Below are 22774 nucleotides of genomic sequence, written 5' to 3'. Positions count from 1 at the left end.
GTTTAGCCGCTGCGCCGGCGCGCGGCCGCGATCACGGCTCGCGCCACCCCGCGCAGGATATGGACTTCGCTGGCGGTGGGGGCGGCGCGCTGCACGAGCAGGCGCAGCCGCGCCATCAGTTTCTTCGGGCTGGCCGGGTCGAGGTAGCCGACCGCCAGCAGCGCCTCGCGCCAGTGCTCCAGCAGGCCGCTGACGGCCGGGGCATCGGCCGGGGGCTCGCGCACCGGCCCGCCCGTCACCGTCGGCGGTCCGTCGTCGAAGCCACCCAGCGCCAGCCGCCACTCGTAGGCGATCACCTGCACCGCTGCGGCCAGGTTCAGCGAGCCGTAGTCCGGCGCCACCGGGATGCGCAGGCAGACGTGGCTGCGGTACACGTCGGCGTTGGCCAACCCGTAACGCTCCGGCCCGAAGACGAACGCCACCCCCTGCTCGCCGCCGGCCCGCGCGCGCGGCGCCAGCGCCGCCAGGTACTGGCGCGGCGCGGCCACCGGCGGGCCGAAGTCGCGCGGCGTCATCGCCGTGGCGCAGACGTGGCTGATGCCCACCAGCGCCTCATCCAGCGTCGCCACGATGCGGGCGCCGGCGAGCACGTCGGCGGCCCCGCTGGCGCGCTCCAGTGCCTCGGGCCGCCGCAGCACGTCCGGCCAGCGCGGGCGCACCAGCACGAGGTCGCCAAAGCCCATGACCTTGAGCGCGCGCGCCACCGCGCCGACGTTGCCGGCGTGGCTGGGCTCGACGAGGACGAAGCGGGTCAGCATCGGACACGAAGCGGATGGCGGCGTACCGGCCCGGCCGCGGCGCCAAGGGCCGGGCGCCCCACGCACAGCCGTGGCGCACAAAGGCGATAGAATGTCAGATTGTCTTTCAAAAAGAGGGCGGCGGCTGCCGCCCGGCAGCGCCCGCCATCGCGCGGGGTCGACCCCGTTCCTTGTCCACGCCCGATGACCGCCCACCTCCACCCCATGCTCAACGTGGCCGTCAAGGCCGCCCGCGCCGCCGGCGCGATCATCAACCGCGCCTCGCTGGACGTGGAGGCGCTGCGCGTCGGCACCAAGCAGGCCAACGACTTCGTCACCGAGGTGGACCATGCCGCCGAGGCGGCCATCATCGACACGCTGCTCACCGCCTACCCCGACCACGGCATCTGGGCCGAGGAGTCCGGCCGCCGCGAAGGCAAGGGCCGCGGCAAGGGACATGTCTGGATCATCGACCCGCTGGACGGCACCACCAACTTCATCCACGGCTTTCCCGTCTATTGCGTCAGCATCGCGCTGATGGTGGACGGGCGGCTCGAGCAGGCCGTCATCTACGACCCGACGCGCAACGACCTGTTCACCGCCAGCCGCGGGCGCGGCGCCTACCTCAACGAGCGCCGCATCCGCGTGGCCAGGCGCACGCGGCTGAGCGACTGCCTGCTCAGCACCGGCTTTCCGTTCCGCCCCGGCGATGCCTACGACACTTACCTGAAGCTGTTCGCCGACATGCTGCCGCGCGTGGCCGGCGTGCGCCGACCGGGTTCGGCGGCGCTCGATCTGGCCTACGTCGCCGCGGGCTTTGCCGATGGCTTCTTCGAGATGGGCCTGTCGCCGTGGGACGTGGCCGCCGGCGCGCTGCTGGTCACCGAGGCCGGCGGTCTGGTCGGCAACTTCAGCGGCGAGGCCGACTTCCTCGAGGCGCGCGAGTGCCTGGCGGCCAACCCGCGCATCTACGGGCAGATGGTGGCCGTGCTGGGCAAGTACAGCCGCTTCGGCGCGGCGGCCCCGGCGGCCACACCGGCTGGCAACGCCCCGGCCGTGGCACCGCCGGCGCCCGGCGACGGCGACGCGCCCTGGTGAGGCGGCGATGACCACCTCCCCCGCACCGGTCGCCCCGGGTGGGGCGCCGCAGGCGCCGCTGGAGGCGCACACGCCGATGATGCAGCAGTACCTGCGCATCAAGGCGCAGCACCCCCACACGCTGGTGTTCTACCGCATGGGGGATTTCTACGAGCTGTTCTACGACGACGCGCACAAGGCGGCGCGGCTGCTGGACATCACGCTGACCACGCGCGGCCAGTCGGCCGGCGCACCGATCCCGATGGCCGGCGTGCCGGTGCATTCGGTGGAAAGCTACCTGGCGCGCCTGGTACGGCTGGGCGAGTCGGTGGCGATCTGCGAGCAGGTCGGCGACGTGGCCAGCGCCAAGGGACCGGTGGAGCGCCAGGTGGTGCGCATCGTCACGCCGGGCACGCTGACCGAGGCCGAGCTGCTGGCCGACAAGGCCGACGCCGTGCTGCTGGCGCTGCACCGCGGCGTGCGCGGGCACTGCGGCTTGGCGTGGCTGGCGGTCACCGAAGGCACGCTGCAGCTGGCCGAGTGCGCGTGGGAGGAGCTGCGCGGCTGGCTGGCACGGCTCGCGCCGCAGGAGGTGCTGGTCAGCGCCGAGCTGCCCGCGCCGCTGGAAGCGCAGCTGCGCGGCTGGCTGGATGGCCTCGGCAGCGGCGGCGCCCGCACGGCCTTGACGTTGCGCCCCGCCTGGCACTTCGATGCCGCGCTGGGCCAGCGCCGCCTGTGCGAGCAGCTGCAGGTCGCCAGCCTCGCAGGCTGGGGGGCGCAGGAGCTGGCCGCCGCGCACGCGGCCGCCGCGGCCCTGCTGGACTACGGCGAGCACGCGCTGGGCCGGCGGCTTGCCCACGTGCGCACCCTGCGCGTGGTGCGGCCGCAGCAGTGGATCGACCTGCCACCGGCCACCCGGCGCAACCTGGAGCTGACGCAGACGCTGCGCGGCGAGCCCGCCCCCACCCTGCTGTCGCTGCTGGACACCTGCGCCACCGCGATGGGCAGCCGGCTGCTGCGCCGCTGGCTGCTGGAGCCCGCGCGCGACCGCGCCCCGGCGCAGGCGCGCCTGCAGGCCATCGGCGTGCTGCGCACGCTCGGCCCCGAGACGCTGCGCGGCGCGCTGCGCGGGCTGGCCGACGTGGAGCGGCTGGCCGCGCGCGTGGCGCTGAAGCAGGTGCGCCCGCGCGAGCTGGCCGCCCTCGTGCCGACGCTGCAGCGGGCCGCGCAGCTGGCCGCCGACATGCAGGACTGGCCGCTGGCGCAGGCGCCGCTGCTGGAGGAACTGCGGCCCGCGCTGCAGGTGCCGGCCGAGCTGCCCGCGCTGCTGGCACGCGCGCTGCTGCCGCAGCCGGCGGCACAGATCCGCGACGGCGGCGTCATCGCGCCGGGCTTCGACGCCGAGCTGGACGAACTGCGCGCGATCCAGGGCGGCGCCGACCAGTTCCTGCTGGATCTGGAGGCGCGCGAGCGCGCGCGTACCGGCATTGCCAACCTGCGCGTGCAGTACAACCGCGTGCACGGCTTCTACATCGAGGTCACGCAGGGCCAGCTCGACAAGGTACCGGCCGACTACCGCCGCCGCCAAACCCTGAAGAACGCCGAGCGCTTCATCACGCCCGAGCTCAAGGCGTTCGAGGACAAGGCGCTGAGCGCGCAGGAACGCGCGCTGGCGCGCGAGAAGTGGCTCTACGAGCGGCTGCTCGACGACCTGCAGCCGTTCGTGCCGGCGGTGGGTAACCTGGCGCGCGCGCTGGCGACGCTGGACGTGCTGGCGGCGCTGGCGGAGCGCTCGCTGACGCTGAACTGGTGCGCCCCCACCTTCAGCACCCAGCCCGGCATCGAGATCCGCGCCGGACGCCACCCGGTGGTGGAAGCGCGGCTGCAGGAGACCGGCGCCGGCCCCTTCATCCCCAACGACACGGTGCTGGATGCGCGCACGCGCCTGCAGATCATCACCGGCCCCAACATGGGCGGCAAGTCCACCTACATGCGCCAGGTGGCGCTGATCGTGCTGCTGGCCAGCATCGGCAGCTACGTGCCCGCGGACGCCTGCCGCCTGGGGTCGATCGACGCCATCCACACCCGCATCGGCGCCGCCGACGACCTGGCCAACGCGCAGTCCACCTTCATGCTGGAGATGACCGAGGCGGCGCAGATCCTGCACGGCGCCACCGAGCACAGCCTGGTGCTGATGGACGAGATCGGCCGCGGCACCTCCACCTACGACGGACTGGCCCTGGCCAGCGCCATCGCCACCCACCTGCACGACCGCGTGCGCGCCTTCACGCTGTTTGCCACGCACTACTTCGAGCTGACGCAGCTGCCGGCGCGCTGCCCCGCTGCGGTCAACCTGCACGTCAGCGCCGTGGAGGGCAAGGGACGCGACATCGTCTTCCTGCACCGGCTGGAGCCGGGGCCCGCCAGCCGCAGCTACGGCGTGCAGGTCGCGCGGCTGGCCGGCATCCCGGCGTCCGTGGTTCAGCACGCGCGCCAGCTGCTGGCGCAGCTGGAGCAGGCCGGCGCGGCGGCGCAGCCGCAGCTGGACCTGTTTGCCGCCCCCACCGAACCGGAGCCGGCACCGGATGGGCCGGCCGCCGCCGAGGAGCACCCGGTGCTGCAGCGGCTGGCCGAGCTGGACCCCGACGCCCTCAGCCCGCGGCAGGCGCTGGAGGAGCTGTACCGCCTGCGCGCGCTGCTCGGTCCCGGCAACGAGGCGGCAACACGCGTTCGGTAGAATGAACCTCGGAGACACTTCGAATACTGGCAGGAGTACCCACATGAGCGCGACCGCGTTCGACTTCGAGCAAGCCCGCTTCAACATGATCGAGCAGCAGATCCGCCCGTGGGAGGTGCTCGACGCCCGCGTGCTGGCGCTGCTGGCGCAGGTCAAGCGCGAGGATTTCGTCCCCGAGGCCTACCGCGCGCTGGCGCTGTCGGATCTGGAGATCCCGCTGTCGCGCCCGGCGGTGGAGGGTGAATGCATGCTGCCGCCCAAGGTCGAGGCGCGCGCGCTGCAGGAACTCGACCTGCAGCCTACCGACAACGTGCTGGAGATCGGCGCCGGCTCCGGCTACATGGCTGCGCTGATGGGCCGGCTGGCCCGCCAGGTGCTGACGCTGGAGATCAACCCGCGCCTGGCGGACATGGCGCGCGCCAACCTCGCACGTGCCGGCGCCACCAACGTCAAGGTCAAGACCGCCGACGCCGCCGCGGCGCGCTTCGCCGCCTGCGTCGACGAGGCGCCGTACGACGCCATCGTGCTGTCGGGCGGCGTGGCCGAGGTGCCCGCGGACCTGCTCGAGCTGCTGCGCGTCGGCGGGCGCCTGCTGGCCTTCGTCGGCGACGAGGTCGTCATGCGCGCCACCGTGGTCACTCGCGCCGGCGAGGCCAGCTACCACAGCGAGCAGCCGTGGGACATCGTCGTGCCGCGCCTGCGCAACTTCCCCGAGCCGGCGCGCTTCCGCTTCTGAAAGGCCACGTCGATGGTGCCCCACATCCGCCCCGCCCAGCTCGATCAGTGGCTGCAGGACTGCGCCCGGCATGCTCCGGGCGTCACGCCCATCGTGCTCGACGTGCGCGAGCCGTGGGAGGTGGCCGCCGCCAGTGTCCGTGCCGAAGGCTTCGAGCTGAAGCACATGCCGATGGCCTCGATTCCGGCGCGGCTGCACGAACTGCCGCGCGACCGGCCGATCGCCTGCCTGTGCCATCACGGTGGCCGCAGCGCCCAGGTGGCCTACTTCCTGCACCGGCAAGGCTACGAGGACGTCGTCAACATCGCCGGCGGCATCCATGCCTGGGCGATGGAGCGCGACCCCGGCGTGCCCCAGTATTGAGGGCGGCTCACGGCCCGGCGCGTGCAGGGTCGGCCGCATCGCCGTATACTCCCGGACGTATCAACGAACCAGGGATCGATCGCCATGCCGAAGACTGCCCGCACGCTCCTGCCGATGACGCCGCTGCGGCGCGCCGCAGCGGCTGCCCTGCTGACCCTCGGACTGGCCGGCGCCGCCCACGCCCAGAGCCTGCAGACGCTGCTGGAGGCCGCGCGCGGCTACGACGCTGCCTACCTCGCGGCACAGGCGCAGTTCGAGGCCAACCGCGCCAAGGCCGAACAGGCCCGCAGCCGCGTGCTGCCCACTGTCGGCCTGTCGGCCGACGCCTTCGCCAACCGGCGTGACAGCTCCGTGCCCGGGCTGGACGACACCTTCACCAGCCAAAGCATCAAGCTGGGCGCCAGCCACCCGCTCTACCGCCCCGGCAACCAGCTCGAGGTCGAGCAGGCCGAGCGCGCGCTGCAGGCCGCGCAGGCGCAGCTGCAGCTCGCGGAACAGGAACTGGTCGTGCGCGTCGCGCAGGCCTACTTCGACGTGCTGGGCGCACAGGACACGCTGACGTTCGTGCGTGCGCAGAAGGCCGCCGTGGAGCAGCAGCTGGCCGCCGCCCAGCGCAACTTCGAGGTCGGCACCGCCACCATCACCGACACGCGCGAGGCCCAGGCGCGCTACGACCTCGTGCGGGCGCAGGAGGTGGCCGCCGAGAACGACCTGCGCGTCAAGCGGCTGGCGCTGGATCAGCTGGTCGGCCGCAGCGGCACGGATCCGTGGCCGCTGAAGGCCGGCGCGGCGCTGCCGGCACCGACGCCGGACGACGTGCAGGCGTGGGTGCAGCGCGCCAGCGCCGAGCATCCGGCGGTGCGCGCCGCCCAGGCGCAGCTGGAAGTGGCGCGGCTTGAGGTACGCAAGGCGCAGGCCGCCAAGGGCCCGACGCTGGATGCGGTGGCACAGTATCAGTGGAACCGCAACCCGGCGCAGCAGCCGCCGTTTCCCTACGTGCGCAACCACGTCGCCAGCGTCGGCGTGCAGTTCAACCTGCCGCTCTACACCGGCGGCGCGCTGGACAACCGCATCAAGGAAGCGGTGGCGTTGGAGGACAAGGCGCGCAACGACGCCGAGGCCGCCGCGCGCAACGTCGCGCAGGCCACGCGCGCGGCGTTCTTCGGCGTGCAGTCGGGGCTCGGCCAGGTCAAGGCGCTGGAGGCGGCCGAAGCCTCCAGCCAGCTGGCGCTGGAGGCCAACCAGCTCGGCTACCAGGTCGGCGTGCGCATCAACATCGACGTGCTCAACGCCCAGAGCCAGCTCTACCAGACCAAGGCCCAGCTGGCCAAGGCACGCTACGACGTGCTGGTCGGCGGCCTGCGTCTGAAGCAGGCCGCCGGCGTGCTCGGCGCCGACGACGTCAAGCCGATCGAGGCGCTGCTGCAGGCGCGCTGACCCCGGCCGGCGCTGCTATCGCATCCCAGGCGTCGAGCAACGCCGCCACCGTGCGGGCTGATGCCCCGCCGTGGCGGCGCAGGATGGCGTGCGCGGCCTCGCGCGCCGCCTGCAGAGCGGCGGGGTCGGCCAGCCACCCCCGCGCCACGTGCAGCGCCGCGTCGAAGTCCTCGGCGCGCCGCGCCGCGCCCTCCTCCAGCGCCGCCTGCGCCGCCTCGGCGAAATTGAACGTGTGCGGACCGAGCACAACGGGACAGGCGCACGCCGCCGCCTCGATCAGGTTCTGCCCGCCCAGCGGCGCGAAGCTGCCGCCGATCAGCGCCAGATCCGCCAGCGCGTAGTAGCCCGCCATCTCACCGACACTGTCGCCGAGCAGGACGTCGGCCTGCGCCGCCTCGGCAGGCCAGCGCGCCTCCCCCTCCCACGGGCCCAAGTGGCTGCGCCGCAGCACCCGCAGGCCAGCCTGCGCCAGCCGCGCGTGCACCTCGTCGAAGCGCTGCGGATGGCGCGGCACGATCAGCCACAGTGGCTTGGGATCCGGCCACGCCGGGGCGACGCGCCGCCACGCCGCCAGCCACGCATCCTCCTCCCCCTCGCGGCTGCTGGCCAGCGCCAGCACGGGGCGGCCCGTGCACGCGCGCCAGGCTTCGCGCCAGCGCCGCGCCGCCATCCATGGGTCAGGCTGCCATGGCAGGTCGAACTTGACGTTGCCGGTGACGGCGCGCACCGGCGCACCGAGCGCTCGCAGCCGCGCCGCATCGTCCTCGGTCTGCGCCAGCACACCGGAAAGCCCGCGGTAGGCCGGGCCGGCCAGCCAACGCAGCCGCTGTGCGCGCCGCAGCGAGACGGCGTTGAGCCGCGCGTTGACCAGCCACAGCGGCACCCCGGCAGCGCGGCAGCCTTGCACCAGCGCCGGCCAGACCTCGGTTTCCATCAACACGCCCAACCGCGGCCGCCAGTGGGCGAGGAAGCGCCGCACCGAAGCTGGGTCGTCCCACGGCAGCCATGCCTGCGCGTCCTGCGGGCGCAGATGGCGCTGCCCTTCGGCCCAGCCGGTGGCCGTGCCGTGCGTCCACAGGATGCGCAGGTCTGGGCGGCGCTGCTGCAGCGCCCGCACCCACAGCGCGGCGGCGCGCGTTTCTCCCAGCGACACCGCATGCACCCACAGCCAGCCGCTCGAAGGCGCGCCGCCGTAGTGGCCGAAGCGCTCCTCCACCGCATGGAGGTAGCCCGGCTCGGCGCGGCTGCGGCGGCGCAGCTTGGCGCGCAGCAAGGGCCGCAGCAGCGTCATCGCCGCGCCGTAGAGGCGCAGCGCCGCGCGCTCGCCGGGCGACGGTTCAACCCTGCTCGAACAGCCGCGCATACACCGCCCCGATGCCGGCCGCCTCGCGCTCGAGCGAGAAGCGCTCGGCCACCCGCGCGCGCGCGGCCTGCCCCATGCGGGCGGCAGCCTGCGGATCGGCCAGCACCTGCCGCAGCGCCGCGGCCAGCCCTGCGGCGTCGCCGGTGTCCACCAGTGCGCCGTTGACGCCGGGCTGCACCAGCTCCTCGAACGCCCCGGTGCGCGAGCACACCACGGCGCAGCCGCACGCCGCCGCCTCGAACGGCGTCAGGCCAAAGGGCTCGTAGCGCGGGCAGGCCACGCAGACGAGGCAGCGCTGGTACCAGCGGTGCACCTCGGCCGCCGGCACCTCGCCGAGGAAGCGGATGCGATCCGCGAGGCCCGCCGCGTCGATGCGCGCCTGCAGCGCGCGCTGGTAGGCCTCATGCTGCGGCATCGCGCGGCCCGCGATCACCGCCGTCACGTCCGGCAGGTGCGGCAGCGCGGCGATCATCGCATCGACGAACACGTCGGTGCCTTTGTCGGGCCTCACGCGCCCGAACACGCCGACGCCGACGCGCCCCGGCAGGCCGCTGTCGGCCCAGGCCGCCAGTTTGTCCGGCGGCGGAGAGAAGCGCGCCAGGTCGATGCCGTGCGGCACCACCGCCGTGGTGTTGGGCACGAAGCTGGCGGCCTTCGGCGTGGTGGCGATCACGGCGTCCATGCGGCTGATCAGCCAGCGCGGAAACCAACCGTGCCGGTGCTGTGCCGCCGAAGTGAACACCAGCCGCACCGGCAGCCGCAGCACGTCGCGCGCCCACAGGCCCGCGGCCATCTCGTGGTCGCGGCGCACGTGCCAGATACGGAACGGCCGCCCCGCCGGCGGCCGGCGCGACAGGGCGATGGCCTGCCGCAGCGTCAGGCCCGGCATGCCGTGCGGCAGCGGCGTGCCGCAGTACGCCAGCCGCCACTGGCGCGCCTGGATCGGCACCAGCGCGTTGACGGTGGCCGACACCCCGGTGTAGCGCCGCTTCAGGTTGAAGACGATGACCTCCGGGTCGGGATCCGGATGGAGGATGGCGGAAACGGCGTCGGCCACGGCGGCTTTCCACACGGGCGCCGCGTCAATGCGCCGCCGCGCCGACCTCGGCGTCCGGCTTGACGCGGCGCAGCAGCGCCATCATTTCGGCCTCGATGCGCGCCAGCGCCTCGGGCGTGTGCCCCTCGAAGCGCAGCACCAGCACCGGCGTGGTGTTGGAGGCGCGGATGAGGCCGAAGCCGTCCGGCCAGTCCACCCGCACGCCGTCCACCGTGCTGACCTCGGCCGGGGGATCGAAGCGCGCCAGGCGTTGCAGCTGGGCGACGATGCGGTGCGGCTCGCCCTCGGCGCAGGCGACGTTGAGCTCCGGCGTCGCGTGGCTGGTCGGCAGCGCCTCCAGCACCGCGCCCGGGTCGGGATGGCGGCTCAGGATTTCCAGCAGCCGCGCGCCGGCGTAGCTGCCGTCGTCGAAGCCATACCAGCGCTCCTGGAAGAAGATGTGCCCGCTCATTTCGCCGCCCAGCGGCGCGCCGACCTCGCGCATCTTGGCCTTGATCAGGCTGTGGCCGGTCCTGTGCATCAGCGGCACGCCGCCGGCGGCGCGGATCGCCGGCGCCAGCCGCTGGCTGCACTTGACGTCGAAGACGATGGTCCCCCCCGGCACGCGCTGCAGGACGTCCTGCGCGAACAGCATCAGCTGCCGGTCCGGAAAAATGTTCTGCCCGCTGGGCGTGACGACGCCCAGCCGGTCGCCGTCACCGTCGAAGGAAAAACCCAGATCGGCGCCCGTGCGCTGCAGGGCGGCGATCAGGTCGCGCAGGTTCTCGGGCTTGGACGGATCCGGATGGTGGTTCGGGAACTCGCCGTCGACCTCGCCGTACAGCACCGTGACGTCGCAGCCCAGCGCCCGGAAGAGGTCGGGGGCGCTGGCGCCGGTGACACCGTTGCCGCAGTCGATCACGAGCTTGAGCGGCCGCGCCAGACGCACGTCGCCGGCGATGCGCGCGAGGTATTCGGGCTGGATGTCCAGCCGGTGCGCCCGCCCGCGCCCGGACGCCGCCAGGGCGCCGCTTTCCATCGCCGCGCGCAGCGCCTGGATCTCGTCGCCGTGGATCGCGCGCCCCGCCAGCACCATCTTGAAGCCGTTGTGGTCCTTCGGGTTGTGGCTGCCGGTCACCTGGATGCCGCTGGCGCAGCGCGTGCTGGCCGCGAAATAGAGCATCGGCGTCGTGACCATGCCGACGTCGAGCACATTGACGCCGGCCTCGAGCAGGCCCTCGATCAGCGCCTCGGCCAGCATCGGACTGGACAGCCGCCCGTCGCGTCCGACCGCCACGGTGCGCTCACCCAGCGCCGCCGCACGCGCCCCGAACACCCGCCCGAGCGCGCGCGCGAAGTCCGCGTCGAGATCGTCGGGCACGACGCCGCGGATGTCGTAGGCCTTGAAGACGTGAGCAGGAGGACGAAAGGCGTCGGTCATGCGAACGGGCGATGGCTGCATCGGGGACAGGGTGCCATTGTAGAAGGGCTTAAGATCGCCGCCTCGCTTCATGCGGCACCCTGCGGGGCCGCCTGCCGCCTTGCCGATGTCGCCCAAGCTCGCCGCCGAATTCGTCCTGCTCGCCGCCCTGTGGGGCGCCTCGTTCCTGTTCACGCGCCAGGCCGCGCTGGAGTTCGGGCCGGTGGCCACCGCCTGGCTGCGCGTGGCGGTGGCCAGCGTGGCGCTGCTGCCGGTGCTGCTGCTGGGCGGACACTGGCGTACGCTGCGCCGCCACGGTGGCCGCATCCTGTTCGTCGGCCTGATCAATGCCGGCATCCCGTTCGGCCTGTTCGCCTACGCGGTGCTGTCGATCAGCACCGGCCTGGCGGCGATCCTCAACGCCACCGTGCCGCTCTTCGGCGCGGTGGTGGCGTGGCTGTGGCTTGGCGAGCGTCCGGGGTGCTGGCGCGCGCTGGGCCTGGCGCTGGGTTTCACCGGCGTGGCCCTGCTGTCATGGAACAAGGCCAGCTTCCAGTCCGGGGGCACCGGCTGGGCGGTGGTGGCGTGCCTGGCGGCCACCGTGCTGTACGCGATCGCGGCCAGTTACACGAAGAAGCACCTGATGGGCATCGCCCCGGTGGCCACCGCCACCGGCAGCCAGATCGGCGCCGCGCTGGGCCTGCTGACACCGGCATGGCTGACTTGGCCCGCCGGGCCGGTCAGCGCCCGTGCGTGGCTGGCGGTGCTCGCCGCGGGGCTGGTGTGCACGGCGCTGGCCTACCTGATCTTCTACCGCCTGATCGAGTCGGCCGGCCCGGCGCGAACGCTGACCGTCACGTTCCTGATCCCGCTGTTTGCGATCGGCTATGGCGCCGTGCTGCTGGACGAGCCGGTCACGCCATGGATGGTCGGCTGCGGCGCGGTGATCCTGGCCGGGGTGGCGCTGGCCACCGGGTTCGTCGATCCGGCCCGCCTCACGGCGCGGCACCGGCCTGCAGCGCTTCCTTGAGCTTGGGGCTGGCGTGGAAGGTAACGACGCGCCGGGCGGCGATCGGCACCAGCTCGCCGGTGCGCGGGTTGCGGCCCGGTCGCGGTGCCTTGTCGCGCACGCCGAACTGGCCGAAGCCGGCGATGCGCACCGCCTCGCCGGCCACCAGCCGCTCGGCCACGATGGCGAAGAAGGCGTCGACCAGCTCCCTGGACTCGCGCTTGCTGAAGCCGATACGCTCGTGCAGCGCCTGCGCCAGCTCGGCCTTCGTCAGCGTCGGCGCATCGTCGTGCGGCCCGGCACCAGCCGGACCACGTTCGCGGGATCGGGCAGTCATGCGCACTATGCTAGCAGCATGCCACCTCAGGCACGCAGGCGCGCGCCCAGCCGCTGTTGCAACGACGCCAACACCGCCGCCACCGCGGCGTCGATCTCGGCATCGGTCAGCGTGGCCTCATCACGCTCCAGCGTCAGCCGCACCGCCAGACTCTTCTCCCCTTCGCCCATGCCCGCCGCAGCGGCGCCCGCCTTCGGACGGAAGACGTCGAACAGCACCGCCGCGCGCAGCCATGGCTGGCCGGCCGCCTCGATGGCGGCCATCAGTTCGGCGTGCGTGACCGCCTCGCGCACCACCACCGCCAGGTCGCGCTGCACGGGCTGGTGGCGGCCGATCGGCAGCGCCTGCGGCACCGGCCGCTGCAACACCGCCTGCAGCTCCAGCTCGAACAGCACCGGCGCCTGCGTCCAGCCCTCGGCCTGACGCCAGCGCGGGTGCAGCTCGCCGATGACGCCGATGGCGCGCCCGTCCAGCACGATGCGCGCACAGCGCCCGGGATGCAGCGCCGGGTGCGTCGCCGGCTCGAAGGTGGCCGCGCGCGGCGCCAGCAGCGCCTCGACGTCGCCCTTGACGTCGAAGAAATCGACCGGCCGCGCACGCTCGCCCCACTGCAGCGGCCAGGCGTCGCCCCACGCCAGCCCCGCGACGCGCAGCGGCTGGTCGATGCCGGCCACCGTCGTGTCGCTGTCGGGCACCGACGGGTCACGGCGGAACACGCGCCCGATCTCGAACACGCGCACGCGCGGCGCGCGCCGGTCGACGTTGTGGCGCAGCACCGCCAGCAGGCTGCCGATCAGGCTGGAACGCATCACGCTCAGGTGGCTGGCGATCGGGTTGAGCAGCCGGATCGGCGCCTCGTTGCCCGCGTAGTCACGCTCCCAGCGCTCCTCGACGAAGCTGAAGTTGATCGTCTCCTGATAGCCGAACGCCGCGAGCTGGCGCCGCACGGCATGGGCGCTGCGTTGCGCCTCGGGCCGCACGCGCGGCACGACCGGGGCCAGCGGCGGCGTATCCGGCAGGCGGTCGTAACCGATGACGCGCGCCACCTCCTCGATGAGATCCTCCTCGATCTGCAGGTCGAAGCGGTACGGCGGCGGCGTCACCGTCAGCACGCCCTCGCCCTCGGCCACCTCCAGCCCCAGCCGGCGCAGCGGCTCGGCGCACTGCGCCTGCGTCAGCGGCATGCCGATCACCCTGGCCGCGCGCGCCACGCGCAGCGTCACCGGCTGCGGCTGCGGCACGTTGACGACGTGGTCGTCGATCGGGCCCGGCTCGCCGCCGCAGATCTCCAGGATCAGCTGCGTGATGCGCTCGACGTGCTCGCGCGTCGTGCTCGGATCGACCCCGCGCTCGAAGCGGTGAGCAGCCTCGGTGCTGAAGTTGAAGCGGCGCGCGCGGCCCGCGATCGCGCGCGGCCACCAGAACGCCGCCTCCACGTAGACGTTGCGCGTGGCATCCGACACCGCCGTGGCCTGCCCGCCCATGATGCCGGCCAGCGACTCCACCCCGCGGTCGTCGGCGATGACGCCCACCGTCTCGTCCAGCGTGACGGTCTGGCCGTTGAGCAGCTCCAGCGTCTCGCCCGCGCGGCCCCAGCGCACCTGCAGACCGCCGTGGATGCGATCCAGGTCGAAGATGTGCGACGGGCGGCCCAGCTCGAACATCACGTAGTTGGAGATGTCCACCAGCGCCGAGATGCTGCGCTGGCCGCAGCGCGCCAGGCGCTGCACCATCCAGTCGGGGGTTCTGGCCGTGGGGTCGATGCCGCGGATGATGCGGCCGGTGAAGCGCCCGCACAGGTCCGGCGCGTCGATCCGTACCGGCAGCACCTCGCCGTGGCGGGGCTCAACCGGCACGACCACCGGGGCGTGCAGCGGCGCGCCGGTCAGCGCTGCCACCTCGCGCGCCACGCCGAAGACGCTCAGGCAGTGCGCGAGGTTGGGCGTGAGCTTGAGGGTGAAGATGCGGTCATCCAGCGCCAGCGCCTCGCGCAGATCGCGACCGACCGGCGCATCGGCGGCGAGTTCCAGCAGCCCGCCGTGGTCGTCCGACAGGCCCAGCTCGCGCGCCGAGCACAGCATGCCGTGACTCTCCACCCCGCGCAGCTTGCCGACGCGGATCTCGAACGGCTTGCCATCCTCGCCCGGGGGCAGCACCGCGCCCACCAGCGCGCACGGCACGCGGATGCCGGCGCGCGCGTTCGGGGCGCCGCAGACGATCTGCAGCGGCTCGCCCTGCCCCGCGTCGACGCGGCAGACGCGCAGCCGGTCGGCGTTGGGGTGCGGCTCGGCGCTCAGGATCTCGGCCACCACCACGCGGGAGAAGGGCGGCGCCACCGGGCGCACTTCCTCCACCTCGAGGCCGGCCATCGTCAGCAGCTCGGCCAGCTGATCGCTGGCGAGCGCCGGGTTGCAGAAGCTTCGCAGCCAGGATTCGGGAAACTGCATCGTGACCTCGGTCGTCGGGTGGGACGGCGCGTCAGCGGAACTGCGCCAGGAAGCGCAGGTCGCCCTCGAAGAACTGCCGCAGGTCGCTGACGCCGTAGCGCAGCATCGTCAGCCGGTCCGGACCCATGCCGAACGCAAAGCCGATGTAATGCTCCGGATCGAGCCCCATGTTGCGCACCACGTTGGGGTGCACCTGGCCGGAGCCGGCCACTTCCAGCCAGCGTCCGGCCAGCGGACCGTGGGCGAACTGGATGTCGATCTCGGCGCTGGGCTCGGTGAACGGGAAGAAGCTCGGCCGGAAGCGCAGCGCCAGGGCGTCGGTCTCGAAGAACGCGCGGCAAAACGCCGTGAAGACCACCTTCAGGTCCTTGAAGCTGACGTTGCGGCCGATCCACAGCCCCTCGCACTGGTGGAACATCGGCGAGTGCGTGGCGTCGCTGTCCACGCGGTAGGTGCGCCCCGGGGCGATGACGCGGATCTCCGGCATGTCGCCGGCGAACGGCTCCACCCCGTCGTCGCCGGCTGCCGCGCGCGCGCGCTTGACGTGCTGCACCGCGTGGCGGATTTGCATCGGGCTGGTGTGCGTACGCAGCAGCAGCGGCGCCTCGGGCGTGCCGCCCTCGACGTAGAAGGTGTCGTGCATCGAGCGCGCCGGGTGGTCCGCCGGCGTGTTGAGCGCGGTGAAGTTGAACCAGTCGGTCTCGATCTCCGGCCCGTCGGCGACCTCGAAGCCCATCGAGCCGAAGATCGCCTCGATGCGCTCCAGCGTCAGGCTTACCGGATGCAGGCCGCCCTGGCCGCGCTGGCGCCCCGGCAGCGTCACGTCCAGCGCCTCGGCGGCCAGCTGGCGCTGCAGCTCGGCCTCGGCCAGCTCGGCGCGGCGCGCCTGCAGCGCCGCCTCGATGGCCTGCTTGGCGGCGTTGATCGCCGCACCGGCGGCCTTCCTGTCCTCGGGGCTCAGCGCCGCCAGCCCCTTCATGCGCTCGGTCAGCGCGCCGCTCTTGCCGAGGAAGCGCGCCTTGGCGTTCTCGAGTTCGGGCGCGGTCCGGGCCTGCGCGAACTGCGTGCGCGCCGCCTGCACCAGGGTATCCAGATCGTTCATGCCGGGATCCGTCGATGGGACGGGGCCGTGCCGGCGGCCCCAAAACGAAGGGCCAGCGTCCGTGGCGGCCGCTGGCCCGTCGAAAGCATCCGGCGCGGCGACCACGCCGCACCGCGCGGTGGCGCCGTCAGGCCGCCGCGCCCTGCGCCAGCCCGGCCTTGACGCGCTCGACGATGGCGGCGAACGCCGCCTTGTCGTGCACGGCCAGATCGGCCAGCACCTTGCGGTCGATCTCGATGGCGGCCTTGCGCAGGCCGTTGGCGAACTGGCTGTAGGTCAGACCCAGCTCGCGCGCCGCGGCGTTGATGCGGGCGATCCAGAGCTGGCGAAAGACGCGCTTGCGGGTACGGCGGTCGCGGTAGGCGTACTGCTGCGCCTTCATCACCGCCTGCTTGGCGACGCGGAAGACATTCTTGCGGCGACCGCGGAAGCCCTTGGCCAGGGCGAGGACCTTCTTGTGGCGGGCACGCGCGGTGACACCACGTTTGACGCGAGGCATGGCTTGCTCCTTTTCCGTTCGTCAGGGACGACCCGCGGTCACAGACCCGCGTAGGGCATCATCTGGGCGACGTGACCCAGATCACGCTCATGCACGTTGGCCGGGCCGCGCAGCTGGCGCTTGTTCTTGGTCGTCTTCTTTGTCAGGATGTGGCGCTTGAACGCCTGCGCACGCTTGACCGTGCCGCCGGGACGCACGCGAAAACGCTTCTTCGCGCTGCTCTTGGTCTTCATCTTGGGCATGATGGCTTCCTCGTGGATCGAGTGGAGGTGGATTGCGGCCGCAAGGCGCCGCCGCGGCTGCCCACCGCGCACGGTCTTCGCTTCGAGCCTGGCCCTGTCCGCCGCTTCTGCTGAAAGCCAGCCATTATACACTTTCGGCCATGTCACGCCCCCTGCTCCCACGCCGCGCGCTGCTGGCGGCACCGCTGCTCCTGCTGGGCCGCGCGGCCGATGCGGCGGCGCCGGCGCTGTTTCCGGTGGCCGCCGCCGGGGTGCAGTGCGGCTGCTTTCTGGCGCAGGGCGAGCAGGTGCTGGCCGGCACGCTGCAGGGCGAGGCGACGCTGTGGCAGTGGCGCGACGAGCGCCAGCTGGCGCGCTTCGCGCACGAGGCTCCCGAGCCCTCCGGGGCCGCCGCGGTACGTGCCTGCGCGGCCGCGCCGGACGGGGCCTGGCTGGCCACCGCCGCCGGCAGCCGGCTGCACCTGTGGCAGCCGGCACGTCAGCGCCACGTCGGCCCGTGGGAGCTCGGCAGCCCGATCCGCGCGGTGGCGCTGACGGGCGACGCCGAGCACCTGCTCATCGGCACGCAGGGCATGGTGGCCTGGCACCTGCCGCCGCCGCGGCAGGGCCGGCCGGCGCCGATCCGGCAGAACGCCGCCATCGGCTGCGTGGCGCTGACGGCCGACGGGCGGCTTGGCGTCACCGGCAGCGACGACGGCGTGGTGCGCGTGTGGGATCTGGCCGACGGCACGGCGCGTCACCGCTGGGCGCTGGGCGCGCCGATCCGCGCGCTGGCGCTGTCGCCGGACGAACGGGTACTGGCCGCCGCCCCCGGCATCGGGCCGGTTCGGCTGTGGCACCTGGAGGACGGACGCCCCGCCGGGCCCGCCATCGGCCCCGCGCGCGCGGGCTTCGCCGTGCTGGCGTTCACGGCCGACGGCCGGCGACTCGTCACCGGCAGCGCCAGCGGCGAGGTGGCCCTGTGGAGCCTGAAGAGCGGCGAACGCAAGGCCGCCTGGAACGCGCCACGGCGCGCCGACAAGCAGCGCGCCAGCCGGCCCAACGCCGTGCTGGCGGTGACGGCGCTCGGCAAGGGCAGTTACGCGGCACTGCTGTCCAGCGGCCAGGTGGCCGCCTGGGGCGTCTGAATCCAGGGCCGCGCCCCGGGCCTCACTCGCCCCGAGGGATCGGGCCCGCCGTCAGGCCGCCGCGTCGGCCTTGGGTGCCTCGGACTTCGGCGCGCCGCCGCCCTTCTTGCGCGCCGGCGCGATCATCATCACCATCTGGCGCCCCTCGAGCTTGGGAAACTGCTCGACGACGATGCTGTCGCCCAGGTCGTTGCGGATGCGCTCCAGCAGCGCCAGCCCCAGCTCCTGGTGCGTGATCTCGCGCCCGCGGAAGCGCAGCGTCACCTTGCACTTGTCGCCGTCCTCCAGGAAGCGGCGGATGTTGCGCATCTTGACCTGGTAGTCGCCCTCGTCGGTGGCGGGACGGAACTTGACTTCCTTGACCTCGATGACCTTCTGCTTGGCCTTGGCCTCGGCGGCCTTCTTCTGTTCGGCGTACTTGAACTTGCCGTAATCGATCAGCCGGCACACCGGCGGATTGGCCATCGGCGCGATCTCGACCAGATCGACGTCGAGCTCGCCGGCCATGCGCAACGCCTCCTGCAGCGGCACGATGCCGATCTGCTGCCCGTCGGGGCCGGTCAGGCGCACCTCGGGCGCGGTGATCTCGCGGTTGAGCCGGTGCTGCCGCTCTTCGCGCTGGCGGCGGTCACGGAAGTTGCTGGGACGCGGGGTAGCGATGGTGGATTTCCTTCGTCAACGTTTGGACGCGATGTCCGAACGCAGGCGCTCGATGAAACCGGCCAGGGGCATCACCCCGAGATCCTGGTTGCCGCGCGCCCGCACGGCCACGCTGCCGGCGGCCTTCTCCTTGTCACCGACGACGAGGATGTAGGGCACCTTCTGCAGCGCATGCTGGCGGATTTTATAGGTGATCTTCTCGCTGCCAAGATCCAGCGCGACGCGAAAGCCCTGTTCACGCAACGCCTTGGCAATTTCGCCACAGTAGTCGGCCTGCGCGTCGGTGATGTTGAGCACCACCGCCTGCACCGGCGCCAGCCACGCCGGCAGGGCGCCGGCGTGCTGCTCGATCAGGATGCCGATGAAGCGCTCCAGGCTGCCGACGATGGCGCGGTGCAGGATCACCGGGCGGCGCCGGCTGCCGTCCTCGGCCACGTACTCGGCATCGAGCCGCTCGGCCAGGTTGAAGTCGACCTGGATCGTGCCGCACTGCCATTCGCGGCCGATGGCGTCCTTGAGCGTGTACTCGATCTTCGGGCCGTAGAAGGCGCCCTCGCCCGGCGAGATCGTGAACGCGCAGCCCGACTCGCGCAGGCTCTGCATCAGCGCGGCCTCGGCCTTGTCCCACAGCTCGTCCGAGCCGATGCGCGCCGCCGGCCGCGTCGAGACCTTGTAGAGGATCTCGGTAAAGCCAAAGTCCGCGTACACCTTCTTCAGCAACCGCGTGAAGGCGTCGCATTCCGCCAGGATCTGGTCCTCGGTGCAGAAGATGTGGCCGTCGTCCTGCGTGAAGCCGCGCACGCGCAGCAGGCCGTGCAGGCCGCCGCTGGGCTCGTTGCGGTGGCATTGGCCGAATTCGCCGTAGCGCAGCGGCAGGTCGCGGTAGCTCTTCACCCCCTGCTTGAAGATCAGGATGTGGCCGGGGCAGTTCATCGGCTTGATCGCGTAGTCGCGCTTCTCGCTCTCGGTGATGAACATGTTGTCCCGGTACTTGTCCCAGTGGCCGGTCTTCTCCCACAGCGCCTTGTCCAGGATCTGCGGGCCCTTGACCTCCAGGTAGCCGTTGTCGCGGTAGACCTGCCGCATGTACTGCTCGACCTGCTGCCACAGCGTCCAGCCCTTCGGGTGCCAGAACACCAGCCCCGGCGCATGCTCGTCGAGGTGGAACAGGTCGAGCTCCTTGCCCAGCCGGCGATGGTCGCGCCGCTCGGCCTCCTCCAGCCGGTGCAGGTAGGCCTGCAGATCCTCCTTGCTGGCCCAGGCGGTCCCGTAGATGCGCTGCAGCTGCTCGTTGCGGTGGTCGCCGCGCCAGTAGGCGCCGGCCACCTTCATCAGCTTGAAGTGCCTGAGCTTGCCGGTGGAGGGGACGTGCGGGCCGCGGCACAGATCCTCGAAGCTGCCCTCGCGGTAGAGGCTGATCTCCTCGCCCTCGGGGATGCTGGCGATGATCTCGGCCTTGTAGTGTTCGCCCATCGCCCGGAAATGCGCCACCGCCTCCTCGCGCGGCAGCACGCGGCGCTGCACCGGCTCGTCGCGCGCGGCCAGCTCGGCCATCTTCTTCTCGATCGCGGCCAGATCCTCTGGCGTGAACGGGCGCTTGTAGCTGAAGTCGTAGTAGAACCCGTCCTCGATCACCGGGCCGATGGTGACCTGCGCGTCCGGGAACAGCTCCTTGACCGCGTACGCCAGCAGGTGCGCCGTGGAGTGGCGCACCACCTCCAGCCCCTCCGGATCCTTCGGCGTCAGGATCCAGACGCGCGCGTCGCGCTCGACGACGTGGCTGAGGTCCACGGTGCGCGCCGCGGCCTCGCCGTCGTGTTGCACCTTGCCGGCCACGGCCGCCTTGGCCAGGCCCGGACCGATGGCCGCGGCGATCTGGCCCACCGTCACGGGACCGTCGAAGCTGCGCTGCGCGCCGTCGGGAAGCGTGATCTGGATCATGGATGCAGGTCCTGAAGGCAAAAGCGCGGCTGGCGGCCGCGCTGCAACACTGGCATGCGGCGGGGCGAGTGGGGGGTATCCGGCCAGCACCCTGCCGGCGCGCGGGAGACCGCGGGCCAAGGGGCGCCGGCGCGCCGCCGCCGGAGTCGCCCGATTTTCGCACAGAAGCCCCAGGCGAGCCGTGCCGCAGGCGCGCGCGGCACAATCGCGTCGCGCGTCCCGTTCCACTCCACCAACGCCATGACCGACACCCTCCATCCGATCACCACCGAGCAACTGTTCGACCACGCGCGCACCCACCACGCCTGGCAGCCGCGCCCGGTGCCCGAGGCGCTGCTGCGCCGCCTCTACGACCTGATGAAGTGGGGGCCGACCTCGGCCAACTGCAGCCCGGCACGCATCGTCTTCGTCACCAGCCCCGAGGCCAAGGCGCGCCTGCTGCCGTGCCTGATGGAGGGCAACCGCGCCCAGACCGCCGCCGCACCGGTGACGGCCATCCTCGGCATGGACATGGCGTTTTACGAGCAGCTGCCGCGGCTGTTTCCGCACAACCCGGCGGCACGCGACTGGTTCGCGGGCAACCCGGAGCTGATCGCCACCACCGCGCTGCGCAACGCCAGCCTGCAGGGCGGCTACTTCATCCTGGCGGCGCGCGCGCTGGGCCTGGACTGCGGACCGATGAGCGGCTTCGACGCCGCGGCGGTCGATGCGGCCTTCTGGGCCGGCACGACGGTGCGCACGAACTTCCTGTGCAACCTCGGCTATGGGGACCCCGCCGGGCTGCACCCGCGCGGCCCCCGACTCGGTTTCGACGAGGCCTGTCGCATCGTCTGACGCCGTTCTGGCGCCACGGCGGCGGCGCGGCGCCCGCCCCAGGCGAAAAGCCCGCGCGGCCACGAGGGCCTGCGCGGGCGGGCGGCACGGACCGCGCCGCGCCCCCGTCCGGGGCGCGCGGCAGCGGCGCCGATCAGTGGAACTGCGCCTCCTCGGTGGAGCCGGCCAGCGCCTTGACGCTGGAGGAGCCACCCTGGATGACGGTGGTGACGTCGTCGAAGTAGCCGGCGCCGACTTCCTGCTGGTGCGACACGAAGGTGTAGCCCAGCTCGCGCGCCTTGAACTCGGGCTCCTGCACCATGTCGACGTAGTGCTTCATGCCCTGGCCGCGCGCGTAGTGGTACGCGAACATGAACGTGTTGTACCAGTTGATGTGGATGCCGGCCAGCGTGATGAACTGGTACTTGTAGCCCATCTCCGACAGCTTGTCCTGGAACTCGGCGATGGTCTTGTCGTCGAGGTTCTTCTTCCAGTTGAACGACGGCGAGCAGTTGTAGGCCAGCAGCTTGCCGGGGTACTTCTCGTGGATGGCCTGCGCGAACTCGCGCGCAAAGCCCAGGTCCGGCGTACCGGTCTCGCACCACACCAGGTCGGCGTACGGCGCGTAGGCCACGCCGCGGCTGATCGCCTGCTCCAGGCCGTTCCTGACGCGGAAGAAGCCCTCCTGCGTGCGCTCGCCGGTCAGGAACGGACGGTCGTTGGGGTCGTGATCGCTGGTCAGCAGATTGGCCGCCTCGGCGTCGGTGCGCGCCAGCACGATGGTGGGCACGCCCATCACGTCGGCCGCGAAGCGCGCGGCGATCAGCTTCTCGATCGCCTCCTGCGTCGGCACCAGCACCTTGCCGCCCATGTGGCCGCACTTCTTCACCGCGGCCAGCTGGTCCTCGAAGTGCACGCCGGCCGCACCCGCGGCGATCATGTTCTTCATCAGCTCGAAGGCGTTGAGCACGCCGCCGAAGCCGGCTTCCGCGTCCGCCACGATCGGCAGGAAGTAGTCGATGTAGCCGGCGTCACCGGGGCCGATGCCGCGGCTCCACTGGATCTCGTCGGCGCGCTTGAAGGTGTTGTTGATGCGGCGCACCATCGTCGGCACCGAGTCGTAGGCGTAGAGCGACTGGTCCGGGTACATCGTCTCGCTGGTGTTGGCGTCCGCCGCCACCTGCCAGCCCGACAGGTACACCGCCTCCAGGCCGGCCTTGGCCTGCTGCATCGCCTGGCCTGCGGTGACCGCGCCGAAGGCGTTGACGTAGCCTTTCTTGGCCTCGCCGTTGATCAGGCGCCAGAGCTTCTCGGCGCCGCGCTTGGCCAGCGTGTACTCGATCTGCACCGAGCCGCGCAGGCGCACGACATCGGCGGCGGTGTAGCCGCGCTTGATGCCCTTCCAGCGCGGGTTCTCGGCCCAGTCCTTCTCCAGCGCGGCGATCTGCTGCTCGCGGGTGAGTGGTTGCGTCATCGTCAGACTCCTTGGTCGTCGTTGCAGGCAAAAAGGTCAACCCCGTCGGCGGCGCCGCATCGTCCGCCAGGAACACCGCGCCGCCGTTGGCGCAAGTATAAGTCTTCTATAAGACATAAAACATGTCTTGTGTCTTATAGAAGACTAGTTTTGCATCTTGTATTTCAATGGGTTGCGCAACTATTTCGAATTATGGAATGTCGTCATGACGATACGG

20 protein-coding genes are annotated in these 22774 nt (G+C 72.1%); 8 read left to right on the top strand and 12 right to left on the bottom strand.

The annotated features are described in order from the left end of the window. Nucleotides 1-2 precede the first annotated feature (2 nt). Nucleotides 3-758: an RNA methyltransferase gene (locus Tsedi_RS03475; protein ID WP_143893644.1), complete on the bottom strand. Its 756-nt coding sequence runs from the start codon at nucleotides 756-758 to the stop codon at nucleotides 3-5. A gap of 183 nt (nucleotides 759-941) precedes the next feature. On the opposite strand from Tsedi_RS03475, the gene Tsedi_RS12335 reads away from it, so the two are divergent. From Tsedi_RS12335 to Tsedi_RS03450, 5 genes are all read left to right on the top strand, one after another. Further along, nucleotides 942-1835 carry an inositol monophosphatase family protein gene (locus Tsedi_RS12335; RefSeq protein WP_143893642.1) on the top strand — a complete coding sequence of 298 codons (894 nt, stop codon included), beginning with the start codon at nucleotides 942-944 and terminating at the stop codon, nucleotides 1833-1835. 7 nt (nucleotides 1836-1842) lie between these two features. Continuing rightward, complete coding sequence (gene mutS / locus Tsedi_RS03465) at nucleotides 1843-4551, top strand: DNA mismatch repair protein MutS (RefSeq protein ID WP_246099164.1); 2709 nt, start codon at nucleotides 1843-1845, stop codon at nucleotides 4549-4551. Between the two features lie 43 nt (nucleotides 4552-4594). Next, nucleotides 4595-5287 (top strand): protein-L-isoaspartate O-methyltransferase family protein, encoded by a 693-nt coding sequence (locus Tsedi_RS03460; RefSeq protein WP_143893640.1) that lies wholly within the window; start codon nucleotides 4595-4597, stop codon nucleotides 5285-5287. Between the two features lie 12 nt (nucleotides 5288-5299). Next, entirely contained in the window at nucleotides 5300-5650 is a 351-nt protein-coding gene (locus tag Tsedi_RS03455; protein ID WP_143893638.1) for a rhodanese-like domain-containing protein, read from the top strand. A gap of 84 nt (nucleotides 5651-5734) precedes the next feature. Then, nucleotides 5735-7087: a TolC family outer membrane protein gene (locus Tsedi_RS03450; RefSeq protein ID WP_246099163.1), complete on the top strand. Its 1353-nt coding sequence runs from the start codon at nucleotides 5735-5737 to the stop codon at nucleotides 7085-7087. On the opposite strand, the gene Tsedi_RS03445 is transcribed toward Tsedi_RS03450, so the two are convergent. From Tsedi_RS03445 to Tsedi_RS03435, 3 genes are read right to left on the bottom strand one after another with little or no spacing between them, the layout of a single operon-like run. Continuing rightward, nucleotides 7053-8450: a 3-deoxy-D-manno-octulosonic acid transferase gene (locus Tsedi_RS03445; protein WP_425472716.1), complete on the bottom strand. Its 1398-nt coding sequence runs from the start codon at nucleotides 8448-8450 to the stop codon at nucleotides 7053-7055. The two genes, Tsedi_RS03450 and Tsedi_RS03445, sit on opposite strands and share 35 nt — an antisense overlap. After that, nucleotides 8425-9507, bottom strand: a complete 1083-nt coding sequence (locus Tsedi_RS03440; protein WP_143893636.1) for a glycosyltransferase family 4 protein — start codon at nucleotides 9505-9507, stop codon at nucleotides 8425-8427. The genes Tsedi_RS03445 and Tsedi_RS03440 overlap by 26 nt, the downstream gene beginning before the upstream one ends. A 25-nt stretch (nucleotides 9508-9532) precedes the next feature. Continuing rightward, entirely contained in the window at nucleotides 9533-10927 is a 1395-nt protein-coding gene (locus Tsedi_RS03435; RefSeq protein ID WP_143893634.1) for a phosphomannomutase/phosphoglucomutase, read from the bottom strand. Between the two features lie 106 nt (nucleotides 10928-11033). On the opposite strand from Tsedi_RS03435, the gene Tsedi_RS03430 reads away from it, so the two are divergent. Beyond that, nucleotides 11034-11936: a DMT family transporter gene (locus Tsedi_RS03430; protein ID WP_246099162.1), complete on the top strand. Its 903-nt coding sequence runs from the start codon at nucleotides 11034-11036 to the stop codon at nucleotides 11934-11936. On the opposite strand, the gene Tsedi_RS03425 is transcribed toward Tsedi_RS03430, so the two are convergent. The 5 genes from Tsedi_RS03425 to rpmI all read right to left on the bottom strand — a co-directional run bounded on the left by Tsedi_RS03425 (nucleotide 11902) and on the right by rpmI (nucleotide 16542). Beyond that, nucleotides 11902-12252: an integration host factor subunit alpha gene (locus Tsedi_RS03425; RefSeq protein WP_143893630.1), complete on the bottom strand. Its 351-nt coding sequence runs from the start codon at nucleotides 12250-12252 to the stop codon at nucleotides 11902-11904. The two genes, Tsedi_RS03430 and Tsedi_RS03425, sit on opposite strands and share 35 nt — an antisense overlap. 26 nt (nucleotides 12253-12278) lie before the next feature. After that, complete coding sequence (pheT, locus tag Tsedi_RS03420) at nucleotides 12279-14699, bottom strand: phenylalanine--tRNA ligase subunit beta (RefSeq protein WP_143893628.1); 2421 nt, start codon at nucleotides 14697-14699, stop codon at nucleotides 12279-12281. Nucleotides 14700-14730: 31 nt separating this feature from the next. Continuing rightward, nucleotides 14731-15801, bottom strand: a complete 1071-nt coding sequence (pheS, locus tag Tsedi_RS03415; protein ID WP_143893626.1) for a phenylalanine--tRNA ligase subunit alpha — start codon at nucleotides 15799-15801, stop codon at nucleotides 14731-14733. A gap of 127 nt (nucleotides 15802-15928) precedes the next feature. Then, the gene (gene rplT, locus Tsedi_RS03410) at nucleotides 15929-16300 is read right to left on the bottom strand and encodes a 50S ribosomal protein L20 (RefSeq protein ID WP_143893624.1); all 372 of its coding nucleotides are present in this window, start codon (nucleotides 16298-16300) and stop codon (nucleotides 15929-15931) included. A 38-nt stretch (nucleotides 16301-16338) separates the two neighbouring features. Beyond that, nucleotides 16339-16542 (bottom strand): 50S ribosomal protein L35, encoded by a 204-nt coding sequence (rpmI, locus tag Tsedi_RS03405; protein WP_143893973.1) that lies wholly within the window; start codon nucleotides 16540-16542, stop codon nucleotides 16339-16341. 140 nt (nucleotides 16543-16682) lie between these two features. Here rpmI and Tsedi_RS03400 point away from each other — a divergent pair, with 140 nt between their 5' ends. Then, complete coding sequence (locus tag Tsedi_RS03400; protein WP_143893622.1) at nucleotides 16683-17669, top strand: WD40 repeat domain-containing protein; 987 nt, start codon at nucleotides 16683-16685, stop codon at nucleotides 17667-17669. 51 nt (nucleotides 17670-17720) lie between these two features. Here the strand turns inward: Tsedi_RS03400 and infC are convergent, their stop codons facing one another. Both infC and thrS read right to left on the bottom strand, forming a co-directional pair. Further along, on the bottom strand, nucleotides 17721-18329 hold the full coding sequence (gene infC, locus Tsedi_RS03395) for a translation initiation factor IF-3 (protein WP_143893620.1): 609 nt from the start codon (nucleotides 18327-18329) through the stop codon (nucleotides 17721-17723). A 15-nt stretch (nucleotides 18330-18344) separates the two neighbouring features. After that, complete coding sequence (gene thrS, locus Tsedi_RS03390) at nucleotides 18345-20270, bottom strand: threonine--tRNA ligase (RefSeq protein ID WP_143893618.1); 1926 nt, start codon at nucleotides 20268-20270, stop codon at nucleotides 18345-18347. Between the two features lie 240 nt (nucleotides 20271-20510). Here thrS and Tsedi_RS03385 point away from each other — a divergent pair, with 240 nt between their 5' ends. After that, nucleotides 20511-21104 (top strand): malonic semialdehyde reductase, encoded by a 594-nt coding sequence (locus Tsedi_RS03385; protein WP_143893616.1) that lies wholly within the window; start codon nucleotides 20511-20513, stop codon nucleotides 21102-21104. A gap of 133 nt (nucleotides 21105-21237) precedes the next feature. On the opposite strand, the gene aceA is transcribed toward Tsedi_RS03385, so the two are convergent. Then, nucleotides 21238-22557, bottom strand: coding sequence for an isocitrate lyase (gene aceA, locus Tsedi_RS03380; RefSeq protein WP_143893614.1), 1320 nt, complete (start codon nucleotides 22555-22557; stop codon nucleotides 21238-21240). Nucleotides 22558-22774 lie beyond the last annotated feature (217 nt).

This window comes from Tepidimonas sediminis, from assembly GCF_007556605.1.
GTDB classification, from domain to species: Bacteria; Pseudomonadota; Gammaproteobacteria; order Burkholderiales; family Burkholderiaceae_C; genus Tepidimonas; species Tepidimonas sediminis.
Note: the sequence above shows the minus strand (reverse complement) of the source record. Positions and strands in the feature narration are given on the sequence as shown.